Annotated in this window: 24 protein-coding genes; 12 read left to right on the forward strand and 12 right to left on the reverse strand. The window is 73.0% G+C overall.

Annotated features, from left to right (window positions below; translation table 11 throughout):
* Nucleotides 1-101: 101 nt before the first annotated feature.
* On the forward strand, nucleotides 102-1,295 hold the full coding sequence (locus tag G011_RS0103485) for an aromatic acid exporter family protein (protein WP_051104319.1): 1,194 nt from the start codon (nucleotides 102-104) through the stop codon (nucleotides 1,293-1,295).
* Nucleotides 1,296-1,360: 65 nt separating this feature from the next.
* Here G011_RS0103485 and G011_RS0103490 read toward each other — a convergent pair whose 3' ends face one another.
* Together G011_RS0103490 and G011_RS0103495 are read right to left on the reverse strand one after the other, a co-directional pair.
* Nucleotides 1,361-2,839, reverse strand: a complete 1,479-nt coding sequence (locus G011_RS0103490; protein ID WP_196808483.1) for an MFS transporter — start codon at nucleotides 2,837-2,839, stop codon at nucleotides 1,361-1,363.
* Nucleotides 2,840-3,286: 447 nt separating this feature from the next.
* Nucleotides 3,287-3,769 (reverse strand): VOC family protein, encoded by a 483-nt coding sequence (locus tag G011_RS0103495; RefSeq protein ID WP_019607251.1) that lies wholly within the window; start codon nucleotides 3,767-3,769, stop codon nucleotides 3,287-3,289.
* Between the two features lie 285 nt (nucleotides 3,770-4,054).
* On the opposite strand from G011_RS0103495, the gene G011_RS0103500 reads away from it, so the two are divergent.
* On the forward strand, nucleotides 4,055-4,852 hold the full coding sequence (locus G011_RS0103500) for a methyltransferase domain-containing protein (RefSeq protein WP_019607252.1): 798 nt from the start codon (nucleotides 4,055-4,057) through the stop codon (nucleotides 4,850-4,852).
* 160 nt (nucleotides 4,853-5,012) lie between these two features.
* Nucleotides 5,013-5,420, forward strand: a complete 408-nt coding sequence (locus tag G011_RS0103505; protein ID WP_019607253.1) for a MarR family winged helix-turn-helix transcriptional regulator — start codon at nucleotides 5,013-5,015, stop codon at nucleotides 5,418-5,420.
* Nucleotides 5,421-5,451: 31 nt separating this feature from the next.
* On the opposite strand, the gene G011_RS0103510 is transcribed toward G011_RS0103505, so the two are convergent.
* Entirely contained in the window at nucleotides 5,452-6,024 is a 573-nt protein-coding gene (locus G011_RS0103510) for a GNAT family N-acetyltransferase (protein WP_019607254.1), read from the reverse strand.
* A gap of 316 nt (nucleotides 6,025-6,340) precedes the next feature.
* Here G011_RS0103510 and G011_RS0103515 point away from each other — a divergent pair, with 316 nt between their 5' ends.
* Nucleotides 6,341-6,802: an iron chaperone gene (locus G011_RS0103515; protein ID WP_019607255.1), complete on the forward strand. Its 462-nt coding sequence runs from the start codon at nucleotides 6,341-6,343 to the stop codon at nucleotides 6,800-6,802.
* Between the two features lie 48 nt (nucleotides 6,803-6,850).
* On the opposite strand, the gene G011_RS0103520 is transcribed toward G011_RS0103515, so the two are convergent.
* Nucleotides 6,851-9,646, reverse strand: a complete 2,796-nt coding sequence (locus tag G011_RS0103520; RefSeq protein WP_196808488.1) for a LuxR C-terminal-related transcriptional regulator — start codon at nucleotides 9,644-9,646, stop codon at nucleotides 6,851-6,853.
* A 119-nt stretch (nucleotides 9,647-9,765) separates the two neighbouring features.
* Between G011_RS0103520 and G011_RS0103525 the strand changes: the two genes are divergently transcribed.
* Together G011_RS0103525 and G011_RS0103530 are read left to right on the forward strand one after the other, a co-directional pair.
* The gene (locus G011_RS0103525; protein WP_019607257.1) at nucleotides 9,766-10,998 is read left to right on the forward strand and encodes an RNA-guided endonuclease TnpB family protein; all 1,233 of its coding nucleotides are present in this window, start codon (nucleotides 9,766-9,768) and stop codon (nucleotides 10,996-10,998) included.
* A gap of 172 nt (nucleotides 10,999-11,170) precedes the next feature.
* Nucleotides 11,171-11,668 carry a pyridoxamine 5'-phosphate oxidase family protein gene (locus G011_RS0103530; RefSeq protein ID WP_026337981.1) on the forward strand — a complete coding sequence of 166 codons (498 nt, stop codon included), beginning with the start codon at nucleotides 11,171-11,173 and terminating at the stop codon, nucleotides 11,666-11,668.
* 115 nt (nucleotides 11,669-11,783) lie between these two features.
* On the opposite strand, the gene G011_RS0103535 is transcribed toward G011_RS0103530, so the two are convergent.
* Nucleotides 11,784-12,413, reverse strand: a complete 630-nt coding sequence (locus tag G011_RS0103535; RefSeq protein ID WP_019607259.1) for a TetR/AcrR family transcriptional regulator — start codon at nucleotides 12,411-12,413, stop codon at nucleotides 11,784-11,786.
* 73 nt (nucleotides 12,414-12,486) lie between these two features.
* On the opposite strand from G011_RS0103535, the gene G011_RS0103540 reads away from it, so the two are divergent.
* Nucleotides 12,487-13,212 carry a GAP family protein gene (locus G011_RS0103540; protein WP_019607260.1) on the forward strand — a complete coding sequence of 242 codons (726 nt, stop codon included), beginning with the start codon at nucleotides 12,487-12,489 and terminating at the stop codon, nucleotides 13,210-13,212.
* A 109-nt stretch (nucleotides 13,213-13,321) separates the two neighbouring features.
* Nucleotides 13,322-14,035 carry a sensor domain-containing protein gene (locus G011_RS0103545; RefSeq protein WP_019607261.1) on the forward strand — a complete coding sequence of 238 codons (714 nt, stop codon included), beginning with the start codon at nucleotides 13,322-13,324 and terminating at the stop codon, nucleotides 14,033-14,035.
* An 86-nt stretch (nucleotides 14,036-14,121) separates the two neighbouring features.
* Here the strand turns inward: G011_RS0103545 and G011_RS30880 are convergent, their stop codons facing one another.
* Nucleotides 14,122-14,472: a hypothetical protein gene (locus tag G011_RS30880; protein WP_231391367.1), complete on the reverse strand. Its 351-nt coding sequence runs from the start codon at nucleotides 14,470-14,472 to the stop codon at nucleotides 14,122-14,124.
* On the opposite strand from G011_RS30880, the gene G011_RS0103555 reads away from it, so the two are divergent.
* Both G011_RS0103555 and G011_RS30885 read left to right on the forward strand, forming a co-directional pair.
* Nucleotides 14,471-15,637 (forward strand): RNA-guided endonuclease TnpB family protein, encoded by a 1,167-nt coding sequence (locus G011_RS0103555; protein ID WP_019607263.1) that lies wholly within the window; start codon nucleotides 14,471-14,473, stop codon nucleotides 15,635-15,637. The two genes, G011_RS30880 and G011_RS0103555, sit on opposite strands and share 2 nt — an antisense overlap.
* A gap of 82 nt (nucleotides 15,638-15,719) precedes the next feature.
* On the forward strand, nucleotides 15,720-15,932 hold the full coding sequence (locus G011_RS30885) for a hypothetical protein (protein ID WP_231391368.1): 213 nt from the start codon (nucleotides 15,720-15,722) through the stop codon (nucleotides 15,930-15,932).
* Here G011_RS30885 and G011_RS0103560 read toward each other — a convergent pair.
* The gene (locus G011_RS0103560; protein ID WP_019607264.1) at nucleotides 15,904-16,848 is read right to left on the reverse strand and encodes a DUF3592 domain-containing protein; all 945 of its coding nucleotides are present in this window, start codon (nucleotides 16,846-16,848) and stop codon (nucleotides 15,904-15,906) included. The two genes, G011_RS30885 and G011_RS0103560, sit on opposite strands and share 29 nt — an antisense overlap.
* A gap of 350 nt (nucleotides 16,849-17,198) precedes the next feature.
* On the opposite strand from G011_RS0103560, the gene G011_RS0103565 reads away from it, so the two are divergent.
* On the forward strand, nucleotides 17,199-19,097 hold the full coding sequence (locus G011_RS0103565) for an ABC transporter ATP-binding protein (RefSeq protein ID WP_026337982.1): 1,899 nt from the start codon (nucleotides 17,199-17,201) through the stop codon (nucleotides 19,095-19,097).
* A gap of 227 nt (nucleotides 19,098-19,324) precedes the next feature.
* On the opposite strand, the gene G011_RS0103570 is transcribed toward G011_RS0103565, so the two are convergent.
* The 5 genes from G011_RS0103570 to G011_RS0103590 all read right to left on the reverse strand — a co-directional run bounded on the left by G011_RS0103570 (nucleotide 19,325) and on the right by G011_RS0103590 (nucleotide 23,130).
* Nucleotides 19,325-19,879, reverse strand: coding sequence for a sugar O-acetyltransferase (locus G011_RS0103570; protein ID WP_019607266.1), 555 nt, complete (start codon nucleotides 19,877-19,879; stop codon nucleotides 19,325-19,327).
* 97 nt (nucleotides 19,880-19,976) lie between these two features.
* A complete protein-coding gene (locus G011_RS0103575; protein ID WP_019607267.1) occupies nucleotides 19,977-21,167 on the reverse strand; it encodes an acyltransferase family protein in 1,191 nt (396 codons plus the stop codon).
* Between the two features lie 10 nt (nucleotides 21,168-21,177).
* Nucleotides 21,178-21,819: a TetR/AcrR family transcriptional regulator gene (locus G011_RS0103580; RefSeq protein WP_019607268.1), complete on the reverse strand. Its 642-nt coding sequence runs from the start codon at nucleotides 21,817-21,819 to the stop codon at nucleotides 21,178-21,180.
* Nucleotides 21,820-22,084: 265 nt separating this feature from the next.
* Nucleotides 22,085-22,546: a VOC family protein gene (locus G011_RS0103585; RefSeq protein ID WP_019607269.1), complete on the reverse strand. Its 462-nt coding sequence runs from the start codon at nucleotides 22,544-22,546 to the stop codon at nucleotides 22,085-22,087.
* The gene (locus G011_RS0103590) at nucleotides 22,543-23,130 is read right to left on the reverse strand and encodes a DinB family protein (RefSeq protein WP_019607270.1); all 588 of its coding nucleotides are present in this window, start codon (nucleotides 23,128-23,130) and stop codon (nucleotides 22,543-22,545) included. Before G011_RS0103590 ends, G011_RS0103585 begins: the two co-directional genes overlap by 4 nt.
* Nucleotides 23,131-23,192: 62 nt before the next feature.
* Here G011_RS0103590 and G011_RS0103595 point away from each other — a divergent pair, with 62 nt between their 5' ends.
* Nucleotides 23,193-24,206: a YafY family protein gene (locus G011_RS0103595; RefSeq protein ID WP_026337984.1), complete on the forward strand. Its 1,014-nt coding sequence runs from the start codon at nucleotides 23,193-23,195 to the stop codon at nucleotides 24,204-24,206.
* Nucleotides 24,207-24,348 lie beyond the last annotated feature (142 nt).

A 24,348-nucleotide genomic window follows, 5' to 3' on the forward strand; every position in this document is an offset into this window, starting at 1 on the left:
GCCCCTCACCCCGGGTAGCTGCGCCCCTGGAAGAAGGTCGGCGAGGGCACCGGTGGGAGGAAACAGTGGCGGGTCGGGACAGGGCGGGCGCGGGCGGAGCCGTGGCCCGCGCACGCGCGTGGGTGAGCCGTGCGGTGGGCGCGGACGGGCACGAACGGCACACGGTGCTGTCCATCGGAAAGAGCGCCCTGGCCGCCTCGTTGGCGTGGTTCGTCGCACAGCACCTGCTCCAGGCCGCCTCACCGGCCTTCGCGCCCTTCACCGCGGTCCTGATGATGCAGGTCACCGTCTACCAGTCGGTGGTCCAGTCGCTGCGCTACGTGGGCGCGGTGGCGCTGGGGATCACCGTGCAGGCCGTCCTGGGCTTCGCCGCGGGCCCGGACATGCTGACCTTCGTCGTGGTCACGCTCATCGCCCTGATCATCGGCCGGTGGAGGCCCCTGGGCAGCCAGGGCTCCCAGGTGGTCACGGCCGCGTTCTTCGCCTTCTCCACCTTCCTGACGTCCCAGGGCTACACCGGGCGCCTGGTGGACCTGGCCCAGATCCTGTTGCTGGTGCTCATCGGCTGCGCCATCGGCACCGCGGTCAACGTCCTCGTGCTGCCTCCCATGCGCTTTCGCAGCGCGGAGTACGCCATCCGCTCCCTCGCGCACGCCGAGTGCAACCTGATCGGGGACATCCGGCGCGGAATGGAACGGGGGGAACTGACCGAGGACGAGGCCGAGAACTGGCGCCAGCGGGCCAACCGGCTCGCGTCGACCGTCCGGCAGACCCGTTCGGCGGTGGACACCGCGTGGGAGAGCGTCTACCTCAACCCGGCCAGGCTCCTGCGCAGACACCGCCACCACGTCGCCTTCGAGGGCTACCAGCAGTTGGTCGACGCCCTGGAGCGCACCACCCACCAGCTGGGCTCCCTGGCCCGCAGCATCCACCTGTGGAGCCGTGACGAGGAGCGCTCCGTCTACCAGGACTTCCTGCGCCTCTACGGGGACTTCCTCGCCTCGGTCGCCGAGATCACCCGCGAGCTCAGCGGGTTGGACCAGGACCGGCTCGGCCCCCAGTCCAGGAGGCTGTGCCAGCTCGCGGAGCAGGCCCGGGAGCGCCACGACGACCTCGTACGGGCCAAGGAGGACGAGGGGTCCCCGCCCTTCGACGACCTCCGGCTGCCCTACGGCGTCCTCCTGATCGAGGCGCAGCGGCTCATGGACGAGTTCCAGTACAGCTGTGACGTGATCCTGCACTACGTGGACCACCCCGGCCCCGCGGACGGGTCCGGCGGCGCCCGCCACATCTGACCGCGGCCGTACGCCCTTCCGGGGCCGCCGCGCGACGGGCGGCCCCGGAAGGGCGGTGGCGCCGGTCAGGCGCGGACGGACCGCCAGGCGGACAGGGCCACACCGGCGGCGGCGAGCAGGACGCCGACGGTCGCCCAGGAGAAGGCGGTGCGATAGCCCTCGACGGAGGCGGCGACGTCACCGGAGGCGCCCGCGGCGACCGCCGCGCCGACGAGGACGGCCATGCCGGTGGCCCCGCCGAGCTGGTCGACCGAGCGCTGGACGCCGGAGGCGACCCCCGCGTCGGCCTCGGTCACCCCGTGCAGGGCGGCGTTCTGCAGGGCGATCAGGCCGACGCCCATGCCGACGCCGACCAGGAGCATGCCGGGCATGGCGTCGGTCCACAGACTGCCGTCCACCGGCAGCCGCGACAGCCAGGCGGTTCCGGCCGCTGCCGACAGCAGGCCCGCGATCGCCGCCCCGGACAGGCCCAGGGCGCCGATGATCCGGCCGACCACGGTCGCCGAGACCAGGATCGCCCCGCAGAACGGCACGTACGCCAGCCCCGCCTGCATGGGGCTCATCCCCAGCACGTGCTGGAGGTAGAGCGTCACCAGCAGGAAGGAGGTCGACAGCGCCGCGCTGAGCAGCACCGTCGCCCCGTTGGCGACCAGCCTGGTGCGGTCGGCGAAGAAGGACAGCGGTACCAGCGGGTTGCGCGACCTGGCCTCGACCAGGACGAACAGCCCCATCGCCGCGGCGCCCGCGAGCACGGGGACGTACACCCGCGGCTCCGCCCAGGAGTGTTCCGCCGCCTGGAGCACCCCGTGCACCAGGGCCAGGGGACCGGCCGTCAGCAGCAGCCCGCCCAGGACGTCGGGGCGGCGCCGTGCGGCGCCGGTCGCGGCGGCCGGAGCGGCCGGGGTTTGGGCCCCCGGAGCCGCGCCGCGGACGCGGTCGGGCGCGACCAGCAGCGGGACCGCGACCAGGACCACGGCGACCACGGGCAGGTTGACCAGGAAGATCCACCGCCAGTGCAGCAGCTCGGTGATCACGCCGGACAGCAGCACCCCGCCCACCAGGCCGGAGCTGGAGATGGCGCCCCAGACGCCGAGGGCCCTGGCGCGCTCCTGGGGGTCGGGGAAGAGCATCGCGATCAGCGACATCGCCGCCGGGGAGGCCAGCGCCTCACCGGCCCCCTGCCCGAAGCGGGCGGCCAGGAGCCAGGGCAGGTCCGGCGCCGCGCCCGCGACCAGCGAGGCAGCGCCGAACAGGGCGGCGCCCAGGAGCAGCATGCGCCGCCGCCCCAGCAGGTCGCAGACGCGTCCGCCGAGCAGCAGCAGGCCGCCGCCGACCAGCGTGTAACCGGCGACGACCCAGGTCAGGCCCTGCGGCCCGGCGTTCAGGTCGGCGCCGATGGAGGGCAGGGCGATGTTGACGACCGTGACGTCCACGGCGATGAGGAACTGGAGCATCGACACCGCGGCGAGCGCCCACCAGCGGCGGGCAGCGGTGGGGCGCTCCCGGCGGCCTGAGCGCGCGTCGGGAGTTCGGAAGGAGTTCATGATGGCCGATCGGGTCGGACCCGCGTCGAGGCGGGCCGGGAAACGGAAGGGAAGCCGTTCCGCCCGCGCGGTACGCCAAGCGGGCCCCGCCGGTCCTCCCAGGACCGGGCGCGGCGCGCGGCGGGCGCGGACGCCCGCCTACTCCGTGACTGCGACTGCCATCATGCGCGGCAGTCTAGACCCTGCCGCCGGGTCGGCGCACCGGAAATACCCGGCCGCTCCCGAACCACCGCTGACGGGGAAGCCCCGTGCCCTGTCGGACGCGGGGATGCCGTGTCCGGGCCCCGGAGCACCGACGAGGTCCGGGCCAGGGCCGACCGGTACCGCGACTTCTGGCTGCGCGGCGCCCGGGAGACGCTCGGCTTCGCCTACCTGCCCCTCGCCCGGGTCTGGGACCGGACGCGGCCGTCCGTGCCGCCGTCTCCCGGCGCGGACGGCCGCCGCTGGTCAGGCCGCGTCCGCGGCCCGCCGGATCTCGGGCAGGTCGATCCGGCCCATCTTCAGCATGGCCTGCATGGCGCGTCCGGCCCGGCCGGGGTCGGGGTCGGCCAGCAGGTCGTCCAGCTCGGCTGGGAAGACCTGCCAGGAGAAGCCGAAGCGGTCCTTGAGCCAGCCGCACTGGCTCTCCTCACCGCCCTCGCTGAGCTTTGCCCAGTAGTGGTCGGACTCCTCCTGGCTGTCGCAGATCACCTGGAGGGAGACCGCCTCGGAGAAGGTGAACTCCGGGCCCCCGTTGAGCGCGGTGATCTGCTGGCCGTCGATCTCGAAGTCCACGGTCAGCACCATGTCGGCGGGCCGGGGCCCGTCGGGTCCGAAGTGCCGGACCCGCAGGATGCGCGAGTTGTCGAACAGGCCCACGTAGAAGCGGGCCGCCTCCTCGGCGCGGGTGTCGAACCACAGGCAGGGGGTGATCTTGTTGAGCCGTGTCATGGTCTGGTCCTCTCGGTGTGCGGCGCGGCCCTGCGCGCGTCCGCTCTACCCGTGATGACGCGTCCGGGCGGCGGAACTCATCGGTCCGGGCGGGGTTTTTCCCAGGAGTTTCGCCCCTCTCGCCCGTTCCGTGGCCGGTCGCCTCCGCGGCCCCGGGAGGAACCCCTCCGAACAGGACACCCCGATTCTTGTCTCATATGGCGAGAATTGAATCTCATTCACAGAGATGTCGGTGTAGGGTCCCAGGTGTTCGCTCCCGCCTGCGACCCATGAGAGGGCGTTCCGATGACGCGCTACACCCACGGCCAGCACCCCACGGTCACCGACTCCTACCGCTGGCGCGACGCGGAGAACTCCGCCGCCTACGCCCTGGACCGGATGGTCCCCGGCCACTCGCTGCTGGACGTGGGCTGCGGCCCGGGCAGCATCACCGCCGACCTCGCCCGCAGGGTCGCCCCCGGGCGGGTCACCGCCGTGGACGCCTCGGCCGAGGCCGTCGAACTGGCCCGCGCCAGCGCGCGGGAGGCCGGAGCGGACAACATCGAGTTCCGGGTCGGTGACGTCCACGACCTGGACCTGCCCGACGACGCCTTCGACGTCGTCCACGCCCACCAGGTCCTCCAGCACGTGGCCGACCCGGTCCGGGCCCTGACCGAGATGCGCCGCGTGGCCAGGCCGGGCGGGGTCGTGGCCGCCTGCGACAGCGACTACTCCGGCATGTACTGGTACCCGCGCCTGCCCGAGCTGGACGCGTGGATGGACCTGTACCAGCGCGTCGCGCGCGCCAACGGCGGCGAGCCCGACGCGGGGCGGCGCATGGCCTCCTGGGCCCGCGAGGCCGGGTTCGAGGACGTCACCTACGTGGCCGAGGTGTGGAACCACTCCTCCCCCGAGCGCCGCGCCTGGTGGGGCGGTATGTGGTCCCGGCGCATCCTGGAGTCGGACATGGGCCGCCAGGCGGTCGCGGAGGGCCACGCCACCCGGGAGGAGCTGGAGCGCATCTCGGCGGGCTGGACGACCTGGAGCCAGGACCCCGACGGGGTGTTCGTGGTCCCGCGCGGCGCGATCCTGTGCCGGGCCTGACCCGCCACGAGGGGTCCGCGGCCCGGGCGCGCCTCCCGCCGCGCCCGGGCCCCCGCGCGCCGACACCGCCGCCGGTCGTTGGCGGTGCGCCGTGCGGCGATCTATCTTCGACGTGTCTCGAAGAGTGGACGCCCGCGCAGTCCCCGCTGGAGGAAGCACCATGTCCGACCTGCCGATCGGCTACTGGCTCAAGCACCTGGACCGGCTCATCGAGAACGACCTGGACCGGACCCTGGCCGCGGAGTCGCTGGGGCGCCGCCACTGGCAGGTGCTCCACTCCCTGCACACCGACCCCGGCACGATCGCCGACCTGGACCGCAGGCTCGCCGCGTTCCTGGACGAGGACGAGTACAGCGTCACCCCGGTGGTGGAGGAGCTGCGCCGGCGCGGCTGGGTGGAGGGCCTGGTCTCCCTGAACCTCAGCGCGGCGGGAGAGGCCGCGCACGAGGCCCTCTTCGCCAGGGTCGACGAGGCCCGCCGCCGTATCTCGCGGGGGATCAGCGACGAGGAGTACCGGACCGCGGTCGACGTGCTGGAGCGGATGTCGGCCAACCTCGAACAGGGTTGACGCGGCCGGACCCCGCCCGGCCGCGTCCCGGTCAGGGGGCGGGAAGTTCCCGGGTGAGCTCGACGAAGGCCAGATCCGCGCGTTTGGGCAGACCGAAAGTCGCGTCACCGTAGGGGAAGGGTTCGGTCTTGCCGGTGTTGGTGTAGCCGCGGCGCTCGTACCAGGCGATCAGCTCCGGGCGCTGCTTGAGCACCTTCATCCGCATCAGGCGGCAGCCCCACTCGCGCACCGCCGTGTCCTCGGCCTCGGCCAGGACCCGCTTGCCCAGGCCCCCGCCCTGGATGCCGGGCCGCACCGAGAACATGCCGAAGTAGGCGCCGTTGACGCCGCGCTGGAGCTCGCAGCAGGCCACGATCCGTCCCTCGGCCTCGGCGACCAGCACGATCGTGTTGGTGCGCGCCAGCAGCTCGGCCATGCCCCCGGCGTCCACGCGCTGGCCGTCGAGCAGGTCGGCCTCGGTGGTCCAGCCCTGCTTGGACGAGTCGCCGCGGTAGCAGGAGTTGACCAGCTCGACGAGCGCGGGGACGTCATCGGTGACGGCGGTCCTGTAGACCAGGTCGGTCCAGGGCCCCGAAGCCGTCTCACTGCTGGTGGTCACACGCATCTCCCCCGTTGGTTCCGGCCGCTGGCACCCCCAGTATCGGCCACCGGACATAGCGAAGAACACGGACCCCTGGGGCAAGAGGGGCGCAAGGGGCATACGGAACACGGCGGCGGAGGAACACCGTGCAAGAAAGGCGCGGCGGAAGGGGATCCCGGCGCCGTGTGAGCGCGGGGCCGCCACCGACCCCGTGGTCCGTGGTGGTTTCCGTGGTCAGCACGGAGGCGCCGCGCACCCCCGCCGGGAGAGGCTGTGGACACGGAGGCCGGCACGGCCGCACACACCGGGCCGACCGCGGCCCGCAACCGAAGGAGTGACCATGACCAGCACCGCCAACGGCACGTACGAGGGGTTCTCGGCCGAGGAACGGGCCGCGATGAAGGACCACGCCCGGGAGCAGAAGAAGGCGGCGCGCCGCGCCTCGCGCGCGGAGAAGGCGGCGGAGGCGGAACGCGACGTGCTCGCCAAGATCGCCGGGATGCGGGACTCGGACCGGGTCATGGCCGAGCGCGTCCACGCCGTCGTCACGGCCAACGCCCCGGCCCTCGCGCCGAAGCTCTGGTACGGGATGCCCGCCTACGCTCTGGACGGCAAGGTCGTCTGCCACTTCCAGGGCGCGGCCAAGTTCGGGACGCGCTACGCGACGCTCGGGTTCAGCGACCTAGCCCAGCTGGACGAGGGCACGATGTGGGCGACCGGTTTCGCCCTGACCGAGGTGACGGAGGAGACGGAGGAGACGGAGGCGCGCATCGCCGAGCTGGTGAGGCGTGCGGTGAGCTGAGGCGCGGTCACCGGGTTCACGCGGTCACCGGCCCCGGCCCCCGCGCGCTCATCGGCCGGGCGCGAGGCCGAGGCCGGTGAGCGCGGCCCCGCCGGCGGCGGCGTGCTCACCCCCGGCGAGCACCAGCGTGCGCGCCGCCTGGTAGCGGCAACCGGCCGCGTCGAACGCCGCGGCGGCGGCGAGCCGCCCCGCCGGGTCGCCGTCGAGCAGCGCCTCCGCACGGTCCACCTGGGCACCGGCGACCGGGTTGCCGGTGACCACGGCCCTGGCGGAGGCGATCCGCTCCCGGGCCTTGGGGTGCCCGGCGAGCACCGCCGCCTCCGCCCTGAGCGCCACGTACCAGTGGAGCCAGACCCAGCACACCCACTTCCACACCCGGTCCGGCTCCGGTTCGACGCGCTCCAGGGCCGACTCCGCGTCCCCGTGGTGGAGCAGGACCATGGTGTCGAAGACCGCGCCGTAGCCCAGGCGGTGGTCGGCCTCGGAGCCGGCCCGGTCGACGATCGCGAGCCAGTCCGCCCGTGCGTCGTGGTCGCCGCGCAGGCCGTGGACCATCGCGACCGACGCGGCGGCGGGCCCCAGGGAGCGCGTCCGCGGCCGGCCGTTCTGCTCCCACGCGTCGAGGAACCTCGTGCTGCCGGTGAGCACCCCGTCGACGTCACCGCTGAACGCGTCCGCGACCAGGAGCCAGGACGTGGCGCTGTGACCCGCCTCGGCCAGCAGCGGGTGGTCGGCGAGCTGCCTGCCCCACCGGCGGGCCTCCGGCAGCCGCCCCACGCCGAGGGAGGTTCCGGCGGCCATGGCCAGGGCGTCCATCAGCTCGTGCGTGCTGGCGGGGGTGGGCGGTCGCGGGGCCAGGATGTCGACCCTGCGCCGGGAGGCGGCCGCACCGGCGAAGGCGTTCCCGGCCCAGCTCTGGGCGCCCGAGAGCGCGTCCAGGGCGGCGGACTCGGCCACCGGGTCGCCCGCGCCGCGGGCGAGCGCGACCGCCCGTTCGGCGCTCTCGACCGTCTCCTCGGCGGTGTTGTCCGGATCCCCCTGGACCGCGCCGAACGCGTCCGCGACCACCGCCGCCTCGGCCAGCGCGACGGCGGCCCGGGCGGCCGGGGCGTCGCCGGACAGCTCCCGCGCCCGCGCGAGCGCGTCCCTCACCTCCTCCACGGCGGGAAGCCGCGTGAACGAGCTGGAGAACCGGTACGCGACGGTGGCGGCGGCCGCCAGGTCGCGGCCCGCGCCCGCGGTGTCCCCGGCCCGGAGGGCGGCGTGCGCGGCGGCGCGGTGCAGGCGGTACATGTCGTCGTCGAGGCCGCGGCATCCGGCCACCGCGGCGGCCTGGCGCAGCGCGTCGGCGACGGCGCCGGTGTCGGCGAGCCGCGCCGCCTGCTCGAACCGCTGCTGGGCCTCGCCGAGCAGGGTGCGGGTGAAGGACAGCTCGGCCACGGCGCGGGCGAGCCGGTGGGCGTCCGCGCGCTGTTCGGGCTGGTCACAGGCCCAGATGAGGGCGGCCCGCATGTCCTCCGCCGCGGCGTCGAACCGGGCGCGCCAGTCCGCGCCCGCGGTCGCGGTGAGGTCGGCCGCGCCGGCCAGGCACCAGTCCAGGTGCCGGGAGCGGACGCGCGTCAGCTCGCCGGTGTCGGCGAGCCGCTCCGCCCCGTACTGGCGGATGGTCTCCAGCGCGTGGTAGCGGGTACCGGTCGCGGACGGTGTCACGGAGAGCAGGCTGTGCTCGGCGAGTCTGCCGAGCCCGTCGACGACCGAGGCCGGGTCCAGCGGGGCGAACCCGGCGACCCCGGCGGCGGCCTCGGGGGTGAACGGCGCGACGAACACCGACACCCGGCGCAGCAGGGCCTGGTCCCGCGGCCCCAGCAGGTCGTGGCTCCAGTCCAGCACCGCCCGCACCGACCGGTGCCTGTCGTCGGCCCGGGAGCCGCCGGTGAGGACCCGCAGCTGGTCGGAGAGCCCGGCGGTGAGTCCGTCCAGCCCCAGCGTCGAGCACCGCGCCGCCGCCAGTTCGATGGCCAGCGCCATACCGCCGAGCCGTTCGCAGACGGCCACGACCTCCTCACTCGCGGCGGGTCCCTGAGGCCAGCCGCCCACGGCCGCCCGGTCCATGAACAGGGCCACCGCGTCCGACTCCTCGCCGCCGTCCCGCGACAGCGGCGGGACCGGCAGGACCCGCTCGAACGGCACCATCAGCCGGGCCCGGCTCGTCACGAGCACCCGCAGCCGCGGGCAGGCCGCCAGCAGCCGTTCCAGGAACGGCGTCACCCCGTCGCGCACGTGTTCGCAGTTGTCCAGGACCAGCAGGGCCCGGCGGTCCGCCAGCGCGGCCAGGACCGTGTTGTCGACGCCGCTTCCGGGCTGCTCGCCCACGCCCACGGCCGCCGCGACCGCGGCCCCCACGCGGCCCGGTTCGGTGACCGGGACCAGATCGACGAACCACACCCCGTCGGCGAAGTCGTCGGCCACGTCCGCCGCCACGGCCAGGGACAGGCGCGTCTTGCCCACCCCGCCCGGCCCGACCACGGTCACCAGCCGGTGCGACGTCACCGCCCCGGCCAGTTCCCGGCGCTCGCGGACCCGGCCGACGAACGACGTCAACGGCGCGGGCAGGGCGGGCGCCGACCGCTCGCGCTCGGCGCGTGCGGAGGCGGTCGCGTGCCGGGCGAGCGCCCGCCGGTCCGGCAGCGCCAGTTTGCGCAGGAGCGAGGAGACGTGCGACTCGACGGTGCGCACCGACAGGACCAGGCGCGCGGCGATCTCCGCGTTGCTGAGGTGCTCCCCGAGGAGGGCGAGTACTTCGGCTTCCCGAGCCGAGACCACTGGACTGGACACCGAACTCATCTGTTGGTTGGGCGTGGACACCCCGTCCTTCAGGGCGGGGAGGAAACGCCCTCTCCCTTCTGTGGCTTTCTGTTGGATTTGGCTCATGCGGTCGCGGAGCGGTCGCTACGGTGTGTGCCATGATCAGGAAGAGCGTGAAGCGGGCGTTCAAGTACCGTTTCTACCCGACCGATGCGCAGGCGGCTGAGCTATCGCGCACGTTCGGGTGCGTGCGCCTGGTCTACAACCGCGCCTTGGCCGAACGCAGCGCAGCGTGGCAGCAGCGTCAGGAGCGGATGGGCTACTCCCAGACCTCGGCGATGCTCACCGCCTGGAAGAAGACGGAGGAGCTGTCCTTCCTCACCGAGGTCTCCTGCGTCCCGCTCCAGCAGACGCTGCGCCACCTGCACACCGCCTTTCGCAACTTCTTCGACCGGCGCGCGAAGTATCCGCGGTTCAAGTCCAAGAAGAAGTCCCGCGCCTCGGCGGAGTACACCCGGTCCGCCTTTGGCTACCGCGACGGTCACCTGACCCTGGCCAAGATGGCCGAACCGCTGGACATCGTGTGGTCGCGCCCCCTGCCTGAAGGAGCAAGGCCGTCCACGGTGACGGTGTCCCGGGATGCGGCCGGGCGCTGGTTCGTGTCCCTGCTGTGCGAGGACACCGTCGAGTCGGCTCCGGCCGCCAACGACGCGGTGGGTGTGGACATGGGTGTGACGTCGCTGGTGGTGTTGTCCACGGGGGAGAAGGTGGCCAACCCCCGCCACGAGCGACGCGACCGGGCCAGGCTGGCCAAGGCGCAGCGGGCGCTGGCCCGTAAGGCCAAGGGCAGCGCGAACCGGGAGCGGGCCCGCCGCAAGGTGGCGCGGGTGCACGCCCGCATCACCGACCGCAGGCGCGACTTCCTGCACCAGCTCTCCACTCGACTCGTCCGCGAGAACCAAGTGGTCGTGATCGAGGATTTGACGGTGCGCAACATGGTCAAGAACAGGAGGCTGTCCCGGGCGGTCTCGGATGCGGCCTGGCGTGAGCTGCGCACCATGTTGGCGTACAAGTGCGCCTGGTATGAGCGGGAGCTGGTCGTGGTGGACCGGTTCTTCCCCTCCTCCCGGTTGTGCTCGACTCTCGGGTGCGCTTATGTGCACGCGTCGTTGCCGCTGAACGTACGGACGTGGACGTGCCCCCGGTGCGGGGTGGTCCACGACCGCGATGTGAACGCGGCGCACAACCTCAGGGCCGCCGGGCTGGCGGCATCTGCCTGTGGAGCTGGTGTGAGACCTCAACGGGAGTCCTCCCGGACGGGGCGACCGGCAATGAAACAGGAAGGCCGCGGGGCGACCCGTGACGAGGCGTTGGCCTCGAACCACCGGTAGGTGGTTCCGGATTCTCCTGCCTTCAGGCAGGAGAGGGAGTCAATATGGGTGGTGGTTTCCGTGGCCGGTACGGAGGCGGTCCGCGCCCCGGCCGGGGGAGGCTGGGACCACGGCGATCGCACCCGGCCGAACCCGCCGGGCCGACCGCGAACCACGACCACGGGGAGTGACCGTGACCAGCTCTCACGCGCAGGAGACCACGACGGCGCCGGGTCCGGCGGGCGCCGAGCCCCGCTCCGGTGCCCGGCGCCGCCGCGACACCGAGGAGCGGCTCGCCCGCGACGTCGACGTCTGGGTGGCCAGCGCCTCGGAGGACGGCGTGCCCCACCTGGTGCCGCTGTCCTTCGACTGGGACGGCGAGTCGCTGTTGGTGGCCACCGCGGCGGGCAGCCCCACCGGCAGGAACCTGGCCGCCACCCGGACCGTCCGGCTGGGGCTGGGCGGCACCCGCGACGTGACCATGATCGAGGGCCGGGTCGAGGTCCTCGGGATGGACGCGCTGACGCGGGAGCGGGGCGACCGGTTCGCCGGGAGGACGGGCTTCGACCCGCGCGCGCTGGCCGCCCCCTACCTCTGGTTCCGCGTCACGCCGCTCCGCGTCCAGGCCTGGCGCGAGGTGAACGAGATGGCCGGACGCGAGCTGATGCGCGACGGCCGCTGGCTGGTCTGACGCCGAGGACGGACGCACCGCCCGGCCCGGGCCGGGCGGTGTGAGGTCCCCGGACCCCCGGGTGCGGCCGACCGGGGCGGGTCGGGCCGCTTCGTGTCCCCCGCACGCCGACCGCTCAGGAGGCCTGGCGGTGCAGCCAGGCCTCCTCGGTGCGGGCCAGGAAGGCGCGCAGCTCCCGCCGCGCCCCCTCGGGGCCCTTCATGCCCGGGGTGACCATCAGCTGGAGGGCGAGCCCGTCCACCTGGGTGTGCAGGTACCCGGACCACTCCTCGACCCACGGGTCGGGGTGGGGCTGGAAGGGATCCTCCACCGGCTGCCCGGTGAGGGCGGCGATCAGGAGCCGGTAGAGCCTGCGCTGGCTGTTCCAGCGCTGTTCCCGGTCGCGGTCGTACTCCCCCAGCAGCCCGGCGGCCTCCCAGGCGCGGTACTCCGCGCGGCGGGTCGCGTCCAGGGGCAGGAGCTGTTCGGCGTACTCGGCCATGCGGTCCAGGAGCGGGGCGTTCGGGTCCTGGGTGCCGTTCAGGGCCGTCACGCGCGCGGTGACGCGTTCCTCGGACAGGTTCATGGCGAAGACGAGCAGGTCCTCGCGCGTCTGGAAGTAGTGGCGCAGGGCTCCGGGGGACCAGCCCGCCTCGGCGGCGACGGAGCGGATGGACACGGCGGCCGGGCCGGACTCGGCGATGACCCGCCACAGGGCCTCGGCCAACTCCCGGCGGCGCTGTTCGTGGTCGACGATCTTGGGCACCTCCCCTTTCTAGCACACATGTGTTATTTTATTTGACACAGCCGTGTGAAAACGAGAGCGGGAGGAGACCACCATGCCGTCCCTCGAAGTGCTGTTGCCGGTCGCCGGACTGGCGCTGCTGGACACCCTGAGCCCCGCCACCATCGGGGTCTCGCTGTACGTGTTACTCAGCGGGGCGCGGTCGGTGGCCCGCCCCCTGTTCGTCTACCTGGCCACCGTGGCCGCCTTCTACTTCGCCCTGGGCTGCGCGCTCATGCTCGGCCTCGGCTTCGCGTTCGAGGCCCTGGACGACCTCGCCGACAGCCCCGTCCTGGGCTGGGTGATGGTGGTGCTGGGCGGGGGCATGCTCGCCTACGCGCTGTTCATGCCGAGCGGACCTCGCCGACAGCGCAGGCCCGCCTCGCTGCGCACCGGCGCGATGGTCGCACTGGGCCTGGCCACCGGTCTGCTGGAGGGCGGCACCGCGCTGCCCTACTTCGGCGCCATCGGCATCATGACCACCGCCGGGCTCCCCGCCGTGGCCTGGGTGCCGCTGCTGGCGGCCTACAACGTCGTCATGGTGCTCCCGCCGATCCTGCTCTACCTGGCCCACCGCGCCTTCGGCGAGCGGCTGCGGCCCCGGATGGAGCGCTGGCGCACCAAGGTCGAGTCCGGCTCCCGGGAGGCCCTCGGCTGGATCATCGGCATCGTCGGCTTCCTGGTCCTGCGGCACGGGCTGTGGCTCGCGGGGGTCTTCGACGGAATCATCAGCCTTGGACCCGTCACCTTGGAGGCCGCCGCCCTGCTGGGCGGCCTGTGACCGAAGGCCCGCGGCGAGGCGGCGCCGACGCGGGGTGGAGCCAGCACCACCCCCGGTCCGCACCCGTACCGCCCTGACTCCGGGCCCGGCCGGGCGTAACTTCGGGGCCATGGACACGACCCGCAACGCCGTCGCCCGGCTCCTGGCCGACACCCGCCACATCCTCCTGGGCCTGCCGTTGGCCCTCATCGCCTTCGTGGTCGTCCTGACGGGTCTGGCCGCCGGGGCGGGCACCGCCGTCGTCATGGCGGGCCTGTTCCTGATGACGGGCACCCTGTACGCCGCACGCGGGTTCGCCCACGTCGAACGCGTCCGCCTGGCCGACCTGGGCCGCCGACCGGTGGCGCGCCGCCCCTACCGCTCCCCCGCCCCCGGATCCGGTCCCCTGCGCCGGGCCCTGACCCCGCTGACCTGCCCGCAGAGCTGGCTGGACGTCCTGCACGCGCTGGCGCTCCCGCCCGTGGCCGTGGTCGGCTTCTGCCTCACCGCCACCTGGTGGGCGGGCGCCCTGGCCGGGCTGCTCCAACCGCTGTGGGGCTGGTCGCTGTACACCATCCCCGGCTACACCGACGTGGGCACCTACCTGCTGCCCGAGTACCCGGTGTTGGCGACCACGGCGGTGCACATGCTCGCCGGAGTGCTGTTCGCCCTCACCCTGCCCCTGGTGGCGCGCGCCTGCGCCCACACCCAGGCCACGCTGGGCCGGGCCCTGCTGCTGGCCCCCGAGGACCCCTGCGTGGGCGTGTACACCGCGGCGCCGCGCCAGGAGGAGACCGCGCGACCGCACGGCCGGAACACCGAGCCCGCGGTCACGGGTGTGTGAGGCCCACCGCCCGGCGCACCCCCGCCGCCCGCCCCGTGGGTCGGGCGGCGGCGCCGTCACCGGCCAGCGCCGCGTGACCGTGCCGTTCAGGACCGCCTCCGCTCCCCGTACAGCTCCGAGAGCAGTGCCACGGCCGCGAAGGTGGCCGGGTGCGGGTCGTGGCGCCGCCAGAGCACCCGGACCGGGACGCGCGGGGCGTCGCCCACCAGGCGGAAGGCGATGCCGTCGCGCCGGTACTGGGTCACGGTGCTCTCCGCGGTGATCCCGACGCTGCGCCCGGTCGCGATCCCGGCCAGCCAGTCGTCGATGTCGTTGACGTGCTCCAGGGCCGGGCGCGCCCGCTCTGGAAAGGTGTCAGCGAATCTGGGAAAATTCTGACGAGAGTTTTCAGATACGCCCCCACGGCTACTTCCTGATTCGCTAACGTGTTCGATCATGAAGGCCACCGTGCAGGTCAAGCTGCTGCCCTCTTCCGAGCAGGCGAGGGCGTTGTCAGTGACTCTGCACTCCTGCAACGAGGCTGCTAACGCTGCCTCCCAGGTTGCCTTTGACACCGGTGCCACGCACAAGTACGCACTCCACGAGCGGGTCTATCACCGTCTCAAAGCCGAGCATGGCCTCTCAGCCCAACCGGTGGTGCGCGTGATCGGCAAGGTCGCCGATGCCTACACCACCCGAGCTTCGAACTTGCGCGCAGGCGACCTCGGACCACCAGGTTCCCGACGTCGGGAGAAAGCCACCGCCACGCCGGTCAGCTTCCGCCCGGACGCGGCTCAACCCTTTGACAGTCGGTGTCTATCCTGGCAGGTGGATGCCCGCACCGTCTCGATCTGGACCGTCCAGGGGCGAATGAGGAATTTGTCCTTTGCCGCTTCGACCGAGCAGCTCAAACTGTTGGCCGAGTACCGCAAAGGGGAAAGTGACCTGGTCCACCGGGACGGCATGTGGTTCCTGTACGCCACCTGCGAGATCCCCGAGGAGCCGCTGAACACCTCACCCGCCGGGTTCGTGGGGGTGGACCTCGGAGTTGTCAATATCGCCGCCACTTCCGACGGGCGCCGGTACGCGGGCCGGGGGTTGAACCGGCACCGCAAGAGGATGAACCGGCTGCGCGCCAAACTCCAGCGCAAGGGCACCAAGAGTGCCAAACGTGTTCTGAAGCGGCTGCGGCGTCGGGAGGCGCGCCGTGCCCGCGATGTCAATCATCAAGTCTCGAAGAACATTGTGAAGCGGGCTAAACGCACCGGACACGGGATCGCCCTGGAGGATCTCCGGGGGATTCGTGGTCGGGTACGGCAAGCCAAAGCCCAAAGGGCTACTCTGCACTCCTGGGCGTTCGCGCAGTTGCGGGACTTCATTACGTACAAGGCCCGCAGAGCGGGGGTGCCCGTGGTCATCGTGGACCCGGCCTACTCCTCCCAGACCTGCTCGGAGTGCGATCACCCCAGCAGAAACAACCGCACCACCCGAGCAAAGTTCGCCTGCGTCTCCTGCGGCGTGACCATGAACGCCGATGTGAATGCTTCCCACAACCTTGCCCGCTGGGGCCAGGTCGCGTGGCACGAGGGGCGCCTGTCAGCCGTCCCTACGCCCCCTCCCTGAGAGGGTGTTGGACGCGGGAGGAGACCTGGCAGCCAGACCATGGGCCTACTCGCAAATTCGGTCCTTCAGGGCCGAGAAGCTGATGAGCGTGCACCCGGTGATGGCCGCCCTGGCGGGGCTGGTGGTGCTGGGCCAGGAACTGGACGGTCTGGACTGGGCGGCGATCGGGGCGGTGGTGGCCGCCAACGCCGTCAGCGCCCTGACCTCGGGGCGCGCGAGGAGGTCCCTCCCCCGGCGCGGGACGGCTCACGGAACCACTCGCCTGGCTAGAGGGAACCCGACAGCAGGAGCATGAGGCCGACGAACGTTCCGATGAGGACGAAGCCCAGGCCGACGACGACCATGACCGCGCCGGGTCCGCACCCCCAGCGGTGGGCTTCGGGCACGGAGAAGCGCGCCGGGGCCCCGGGGTCGTACCTGACCCGTGCGCTCTGCCCCGGGACGGGGCGGTAGGAAGTGCTGGAGCGGCGGTAGCGGCGGTGCACCTCGCGCCCGTCACCGGCCGAGAAGTGCACGGTGAACGGATGGGTGTACACGCGGCGGCGGTTCACCGTGGCGTTGCTGGCCTCCCGCCAGGAGTCGGTGACGGTCCCGTCGGCCTCCCCGGTGTAGCCCCGTCCGCCCGCGCGGTCGCGCACCGCGGACACGGTCGCGGAGAGGAGCATGCCGAGGCCGACGACGGTGAACAGGAACGGCAGGTAGCGCAGGAGACCGCCGCCGTCCCCGCCGACCAGGGACAGCGTGACGACGACCGCGGTGAAGACGGGAACGGCGAGCATCGTCAGGAGCGCGGCGGCGATCGCCTTCGTGCCGCCGGGGCGGTGTCCGAGGCGGACCGGGTAGTGCTCGGACGCCGAGCCGGGCAGGGCGGCGCTCTCCACCCGGACGAGCCGCGGGTCGTCGGCCGAGTGCAGGAGTTCGACCGGGGTGCCCTCGCGGACGAGGTATCCGCCCAGCCCCGAGGTGTCGACCGCCTCCCGCTCCCGGCCGTCGGCGTCGCGGAAGGCCACGGTGACGGTGTGGCCGTGGGGACTCCGGGTAAGGGGGTGCACCGATGTGACGACTCCCCGTACGCGCACGCCGGTCCGGTCCAGGAGTCGGGCGTCGCGCCGGACCCGCAGGGCCGCCGACAGGTCCTTGGAGCCGGAGTGGACCGAGTACACGGAGAAGATGGCCAGGAGGAGGAGCGCGAGGAGTCCTTGGGGGTCCACCGGGCCGTTCTACCAGAGCGTCGGCGGCCGGAGAAGAGGTGTACGGGGACCGGATCCGGCCGCCGGAGCCGGTGCACGGGTGTCGGTCACGGGTGTTCCGCCTCCCCGCGCGGCGGTCTCCGGGCGGTGGTAGGTAACGCAAGGGGCGTCCGTCGAGGGTGTTCCGCCTCTTCGCGCAGCGGTCTCCGGGACGCGGTGGGCGACGGGAGAGGGTTCCGCGCCCGGGTGCCGGTTGGGGGTGTCCCGTTCTCCCGCGCGGCGGTCTCCGGGCGGTGGCGGGAGTTTGACCTCAACATTTGTTGAGGTTCTACGGTCCAAGTCATCAACTCCGACAGATCCGGTGGACGCCCATGAGTATGGAAATGGCCGCTATCAACTCGATGTACCACGCCATGTACGCCCGCGAGGACCAGCGCCCCTTCTCCCTGCCCGTCCTGCGCCGGATCGCCTCCTTCGCCCGTCCCCACGCGCGCCAGCTGGCCTGGTTCACGGCCCTGAGCGTGGTCACCGCCGCCCTGACCGTGGCCTCCCCGCTCCTGGCCGGACGGGTCGTCACCGCCATCACCGGGGGCGGCCCGCTGGAACCCGTGCTGTTCCTGGCCGGGCTCATCGCCGCCGTCGCGGTCCTCGAAGCCGCCCTGGGGCTGGTGGTGCGCTGGCTCTCCTCCCGGGTCGGCGAGGGGCTCATCCTGGACCTGCGCACCACCGTCTACGACCACGTCCAGCGCATGCCGGTCGCCTTCTTCACCCGCACCCGCACCGGCGCCCTGGTCAGCCGACTCAACAACGACGTCATCGGCGCCCAGCGCGCCTTCAGCGACGTGCTCTCCGGGGTGCTCAGCAACCTGGTCACCCTGGTCCTGGCCCTGGCCGTCATGCTCGCCCTGTCCTGGCAGATCACCCTGCTCGCGCTCGTGCTGCTGCCGCTGTTCGTGGTGCCCGCCCGCCGCATGGGCGCGCGCCTGGCCAGGATCGAGCGCGAGCGCACCGTCCACAACGCGGCCATGGGCACCCAGATGACCGAGCGCTTCTCGGCTCCCGGCGCCACCCTGGTCAAGCTCTTCGGCCGCCCCGAGGAGGAGTCGGCCGAGTTCGCCCGCCGCGCCGGGCGGGTCCGCGACATCGGCGTGCGCACCGCGATGGTCCAGGAGGTCTTCTTCACCGCCCTGACCCTGGTCTCCGCGCTCGCCCTGGCCCTGGTCTACGGCCTGGGCGGCTTCTACGCCCTGGCCGGCCGCCTGGACGCGGGCACGGTGGTGTCCATGGGCATGCTCCTGACCCGCCTGTACGCCCCGCTCACCTCCCTGGCCAGCGCCCGAGTGGAGGTGATGAGCGCGCTGGTCAGCTTCAGCCGGGTCTTCGAGGTCCTGGACCTGCGGCCCCTGGTGGAGGAGCGGGAGGAGGCCCGCGAGGTCCCCGCCGGGCCGGTGTCGGTGGAGTTCGACGACGTCTCCTTCGCCTACCCCTCCGCGGACAGGGTGTCGCTGGCCTCCCTGGAGGAGGTCGCCGTCCTGGACACCGCAGAGCAGCGCGAGGTCCTGCACGGGGTGTCCTTCCGGATCGAACCCGGGCAGACGGTCGCCCTGGTGGGCTCCTCCGGCGCGGGCAAGTCCACCATCGCCCAGCTGGCCCCGCGCCTGTACGACGTGGACTCGGGCGCCGTGCGCCTGGCGGGGGTGGACGTGCGCGACCTGTCCTTCGCCTCCGTGCGCGCCACCCTGGGCATGGTCACCCAGGACGGGCACCTGTTCCACGAGACCGTGCGCGCCAACCTGTCGCTGGCCCGGCCCGGGGCCACGGAGGAGGAGCTGTGGGACGCGCTGCGCCGCGCCCGCCTGGACCAGCTCGTCGCCGCCCTGCCCGACGGTCTGGACACGGTGGTCGGCGAGCGCGGGTACCGCTTCTCCGGCGGTGAGCGCCAGCGCCTGACCATCGCCCGCCTGCTGGTGGCCGGACCCGAGGTGGTCATCCTCGACGAGGCCACCTCGGCCCTGGACTCCACCTCCGAGGCCGCGGTGCAGGCCGCCCTGGCCGAGGCACTGGAGGGGCGGACCGCGCTGGTCATCGCCCACCGGCTCTCCACCGTCCGCGCCGCCGACGCCATCCTGGTCGTGGAGGCCGGGCGGATCGTGGAGCGCGGCACCCACACCGAACTGCTGGCACGGGGCGGCCGCTACGCGGAGCTGTACCGGACCCAGTTCGCCGCCGACGACCCCGCGGGGGTCCCCGCCGGACAGGCGGTGTCCTAGAGGAGTTGCGGGGGAAGGCCAGGACGGAGCCTTCCCCCGCCTTCGGGCGGGCGCCTCCGCAAGGGGGCCGCTTCCGCAGCCACAGACCCCGTCCCCCGGTGGCGCCACACCGGGGGACGGTTCTCCGTGCCCGGTCAGCACGCGGGGACGTGCCGACCGGGCGGTGCGTACGGCGTCGAGACGACCCCTGAGGACGCTCCGGAACCCTTCCCGAGGCCGGAAACGGGTCAGATGTGGCGCACCACGCGGGCCGGGTTGCCGACGGCCACCACGTTGGCGGGCAGGTCGCGCACGACCACCGCCCCGGCGCCCACCACGGTGTTCTCCCCGATCGTCACACCCGGGCAGACGATGACCCCACCGCCCAGCCACACGTTGTCGCCGATGGTGATCGGCTCGGCCGCCTCCCACTTGTCGCGCCGCTGCTCGGGGTCCACCGGGTGGGTGGGGGTGAGCAGCTGGACGTTGGGGCCGATCTGCACGTCCGCGCCGATACTGATCGGGGCCACGTCCAGCATCACCGCGCCGCAGTTGACGAACGTGCGCGCGCCGATGGTGATCATGGAGCCGTAGTCCACCCGCAGCGGGGGCCGGACCCAGGCGTCCTCGCCCAGCTCGCCCACGAGGTCGGCCAGGAGTTTCCGGCGGTCCGGGTCGTCCACGGAGGCGTTGTTGAACGCCGCCGCACGCCTCTCCGCCCGGACGAGGTCGGCCTGGAGTTCTGGGTCGTCCGCCTGGTAGAGCTCACCGGCGAGCATGCGTTCCTTCTGGCTGGTCACCACGGTCCCTTCGTGTCGGTCGCGTTCCGACCCTAGCCCGGCGCACACGCGGGTCGGGACCCGTCTCCGGTTTTCGCGGAGACGGGTCCCGACCGGTCCCTCACAGGATCCGACGCGCTCCGGGAACCGCCCGCACGGCGGTGGCGAGCGCCCAGCAGGCCGGAACCGCGAGCGCTCCCATGCCGAGGAACTTCACGAGCGCGCCGGCCTCCCAACCGCTCAGGGCCACACCCAGCCCCACCAGCACCAGCGGGTGCAGGACGTACACGGCGAAGGCGTTGTCGGACAACCAGCGCGTGAGGCGGTTGCTCCCGCTGGCGAAGCGCCGGAAGCCCACCAACAGCATGAGTATCGCGCCCGTGGCCAGGACGGACTCGGAGGTGATCTGCGCCAGCGCCTGCCAGGTGCCCGACGCGGGCGTGATCTCGCCCAGCAGGACCGTGACCGCCGCTCCCGCCGCCAGACCCGTCAGGGCCAGGGCCGCGCCCCACCACCCGGCGGCGCCGGGCAGCCGGACCAGCCAGTTGCCCCGGTAGGCCAGCACGCCCAGGACGAACAGGGTGACGTACTGGGGCAGGAAGCCGGGGCTGGGCAGCCCCACGATCGGCCAGTACGGGGCCGGGGCCAGGTAGCGCCAGGCGAAGGTGACCAGTGCCAGGCCCAGGGTGAGGGCCGCGACGGGCACGGCCCAGCGCAGCGGAGCGGTGTCGGCGGGCCGCGCGGGGGGCTCGACCGCCGCGCCCGTCTGCCGGGCGCGGCGCTCGCGCAGGCTCCGCACGGCCACGTAGGCCAGGGTCATGACCAGCAGGACCTCCACGAACCACATGGGCCCGGGGTCGTAGGTCACGATCAGGAACAGCCAGAACGGCAGCTCGCCGCCCTCGGCCGCGAACATCTCGACGGCGGGACCGTAGTTGGGGATCATCAGGAACGGGCGGACCAGCAGCACGAACAGCAGGAAGGGCGCCCCCAGGCGCACCAGGCGCTCACGGACCAGCCCGCGCCCGCCCCGGCGGTCGGCCGCTCCGGGCACGAAGTAGCCCGCGAGCAGGAAGAACAGTCCCATGAAGTAGGTCTGGTTGAGGAAGACGAACAGGTCCAGAAGGCCGCCGGAGGGGTCCTGGGCCGGTTCGAGGTAGAACCACACCGGGATGTTGCCGTAGGTGAGCGCGACGTGGTGCAGGACGACCAGCACGGTCAGCGCGACCCGCAGGTTGTCGACGTGGTGCAGGCGCCCGCGCGCGGGCGGCGCGGGGTCCGGGAGGAGGGGTGGGCTGGCGTGCTGAGTCATGGTGTCCTCGTCAGTCGTTCGGGGGTGGGGAGCGGTCGGCGCGGGTGGCGCGCACGAGCAGTTCGCCCAGCTCGCGGGCGTGCGCCATGAGGTCGTGGCCGGGATGGACGCTCCAGTAGGCGAACATCGCGTCGATAGCCGTCTGCTGGGTCACCGCCATCACCCGCACGTCGAAGTCGCGGAACTCGCCGCTCTCCTGTCCGGACCGGTACAGGCCCTCCAGGGACTCGTAGAGCACGTCGGACTCCGCCGCCCCGTAGCGCGGGGAGCCGTCCGCCTTGCGCGCGTGGGTGAAGATCTGCGCCAGCGTGGCCATGCGCTCGGGGTGGGACAGCGCGTACTCGGCCACGCCGCGCACGTGGGCCCGCAGCATGTCGGCGGCGTTGGTCTGCTCCAGCATCCCGGGCAAGACGGACTCGGCGATCTCGGTGTAGACGTCGGTCACCACCTGGTCCATGAGCTCGTCCTTTCCGGCGAAGTGGTAGGAGATCACGCCCTTGCTGATCCCGGCCGTGCGCGCGATCCGCGCCAGGGAGGCGTTGGGGTAGCCCACCTCGGCGATGGTCTCGACCGCCGCCGCGGTGATCTGCGCTCTGCGGGCCTCCTCGATGAAGGACCGCTTCTGTCCGCCTGGTTCGTTTTTTGACCGCATGGCCAGAATCTAGCACGCACGGTCAGGAAGCTATCGGGGATGTCCCTGACCCGACCCCGGACCGCCACCCACCCCTTCCGGGGCCCGCCCCTGTTCCCCCCTCCGGGGCGTGCACGGCGACGAGCGCACCACGGACGGCACTGCCTGGCACGTCACCCGCTGGTGTCAGCCCCGTGGCCTCCCGTGCGGCGTGCGGATAACACCGCGGGGACACACAAGGGTGCCCGCGCCCCCGTAGGGACACGGGCACCACGGTCGGAGGGCCTCAGTCCAGGCAGAACTCGTTGCCCTCGGGGTCGGCCATCACGATGAAGCCGGTCTCCATGGGCGGCTCCGGCTCGTGGCGGCGCACCCGCGTCGCCCCCAGCGCCAGAAGCCGCGCGCACTCGGCCTCCAGCGCCGCCATCCGCTCCTCCCCCAGCAGCCCGGGCGCCACGCGCACGTCGAGGTGGAGGCGGTTCTTGACCACCTTGTCCTCCGGCACCCGCTGGAAGAACAGCCGGGGGCCGCGCCCCTCGGGGTCCTCGATGGCCGACCTCGTGTTGCGCTGGTCCTCGGGCACGCCCACCTGCTCCAGGAAGGCGTCCCACGCGGCCAGCGGATCGGCGCCCTCGGGCAGGTCGGCCCCGGGCGGCCCGGGGTGGACGTAGCCCAGCACGTCGCGCCAGAAGGACGACAGCGCCCGGGGATCGTGTGTGTCGAAGGTGATCTGGACGTCGAGGCTCATCGGTTCGCTCCGTTCGCGGCTGCCGCCGTGTGCAGGTGGAGGTCGCGCAGCAGGCAGACCTCGGACAGATGATGGATCAGCTCGCGGTGGATGTGCAGCACCAGGTCCGCCATGGGCGCCTCGGGGTAGGGCTCCTTCGCGCCGACCGGGGTCCGCAGCGCGGCCGCGTCCAGGCCGCGCACCCCGGCGAGCCACACGTCGACCTGGGTCTGGAGCTGGTCGAGCGCGTCGGACGCGTTTCCGGCGTACTCCCACGTCTCGTACGAGGCCGCCGGTGCGCCGAAGTGCGACGCGTTGCGCATGGCGAGCACGCCGACGATGACGTGGCCGAGCCGCCAGGCGATCGTGGTGAAGGGCGCGGGGTCCGGCTCCGGGAAGGCGAAGTCGATCGTGAAGTCCCCCGAACCCGCCTGCACGGGCGCCGTCGAACCGCCGCGCGGCCACACGCTCCAGCAGTCCGGCACCGGTGACCAGAAGTACTCGTCGTCGGTGAGGCCCTCCAGGCGGGGCCGGATGTGGTGGTTCCAGTGGAACTCCCACTGCTCGCGCAGGGTCTGGTTCCAGTCGGGTTCTGTGGTGTCCATGCGGCCACTCTGGCACCACTGGCGGACGGAATCGGTCCGCTATCTCTGACAGTGTGGACCGCATGGACACGGCAGGCGCAGACGAACGCGGTACGACGGAACGGGTGCTCACGCTGCTCGGACTGTTGCAGCGGCGCCGGGTCTGGACCGGCCCCGAACTCGCCGACCGGCTCGGGGTCACGCCGCGCACGGTGCGGCGCGACGTCGACCGCCTGCGCGCGCTCGGCTATCCGGTACACGCCAGTCAGGGGGTCGGCGGGGGCTACCAGCTCGGTCCGGGCAAGGATCTGCCGCCGCTGCTGCTGGACGACGAGGAGGCGATCGCCACCGTGGTCTCGCTGCTCGCCGGCGCGGGCGGCGCGGACGGTGCGGAAGGCGGCGCGGGCGACGCCGCGCTGCGGGCGCTGACCAAGCTCGACCGGGTGCTGCCCACCCGGTTGCGCGACGAGGTGCGCGCGCTCTCCGGTTCGGTGGAGTCCTTCGGCCCGGGCCGCGTGCCGGTCGATCCCGAGGTGCTCATGACGCTGGCCCGGGCCTGCCGCGACGAGGTCGAGGCCGGTTTCGACTATCCGTCCGGGAGCGGGGTGCGACGGCGGCGGGTCGAGCCCCACCGCCTGGTCGCCTCCGAACGGCGCTGGTACCTGCTCGCCTACGACCTGGACCGCGACGACTGGCGCAACTTCCGCGTGGACCGGATGACCGCCGTGGTCGCGCGGACCTGGCGCTTCCACCCCCGTGCGGCCCCCGACGCGGCGGCGTACGTGCAGGAGGGCGTGGCCAGCCGGGTCTACCCGCGCCGGGCGCGCTTCCTCGTACACGCGTCGGCCGAGACGGTGCGCGCGCAGATCCCCGCGTCGGCGGCGGTCGTGCGGGGCCGGGGCGACGGGCGCTGCGAGGTGGTCAGCGGCGGCCACGACCTCGACTTCGTGCTCATGCACGTGCTCCTGTTGGGCCACGACTTCGAGGTGCTCGACCCGCCGGAGCTGGCGGGACGCTGCCGCGTGCTGGCGCGAAGGCTGCTGTCGGCCGGCGCGGCGGACCCGGCCGAGCCGGACGGCGAGGAACCCGAACCCTGAGCGGCCGACCGCGAGGGGAACGGCCCCGCTCCCACGACCCGACCACGTTCCCCCGCGCGCCCCGGGGCGGCACAGCAGGCCGCGCGTGCCCCGGTCCCGCGTCCCCCTCCGAGCCTGGGGCGGCGAGAAGGTGGTCTGCGCC

It is taken from the genome of Nocardiopsis sp. CNS-639 (assembly GCF_000381685.1).
In the GTDB taxonomy this organism is placed as follows: Bacteria; Actinomycetota; Actinomycetes; order Streptosporangiales; family Streptosporangiaceae; genus Nocardiopsis; species Nocardiopsis dassonvillei.